The sequence below is a fragment of the Streptococcus mitis genome, assembly GCF_001579035.1.
GTDB lineage: Bacteria > Bacillota > Bacilli > Lactobacillales > Streptococcaceae > Streptococcus > Streptococcus mitis_J.
Window position 1 is genome coordinate 36,863 of record NZ_KQ970289.1, and the last position, 599, is coordinate 37,461.

Consider the following 599-nt stretch of genomic DNA (forward strand, 5'->3'; position numbering starts at 1 on the left):
TTTCTAACATTTGGGGTGTAATTTTACCAATTATTCTCAGTTACTACAAACAATAATTTCTATCTTATTGTAGTTGAGCTGTCAAAGTTTTCAACTGTTTTTGCAAATTGTCTCTAAAGTCTTTCAATTGTTGAGACAATTTTGATTTATCATCTTCCTTAATCTCAGTTGACCCTAGCAAATCATATATTTTTTTCTGCGCATCGAATAATTTTTGAGTTGACTCTTTTAGTTTGGTAAACGACTCATTATTTTCCATAGCTGTGCCTTTGAAACTTTCCTCAGCTTTAGTAAAATAATCATCAAAAATCTTTTTATAAAGATCTATATAATCTGCATAAGTGCGCATTGATTCAATCGCATCGTCTGTTACAACTGGTGTATCGAAAGTGTTTGCTTCTTTTGAGCTATTAGATGTTGCTACTGTCTTCTCATCATTACTTGTTGAAGCAGTCTTTGAACTTTGTGCTCCACATGCAACGAGAAGAGAAATAGAGAATAGAGCTACTCCAATACCGATAAACTTTTTTGTTCTTTTCATGCTAAAATACCTTTTATTCTTCTGATTTGAATTTCTTCAATGTTGCAAGGAATAGAGA

General features: G+C 31.9%; 1 protein-coding gene. It reads right to left on the reverse strand.

The features are described from left to right. Window positions 1–64 precede the first annotated feature (64 nt). Entirely contained in the window at window positions 65–541 is a 477-nt protein-coding gene (locus SMIDD26_RS07380) for a hypothetical protein (RefSeq protein WP_054385281.1), read from the reverse strand. Window positions 542–599 lie beyond the last annotated feature (58 nt).

Excerpts from the sequence above, each read along its gene's own strand:
- SMIDD26_RS07380 (WP_054385281.1), bottom strand. The coding sequence starts at position 541 with ATGAAAAGAACAAAAAAGTTTATCGGTATTGGAGTAGCTCTATTCTCT.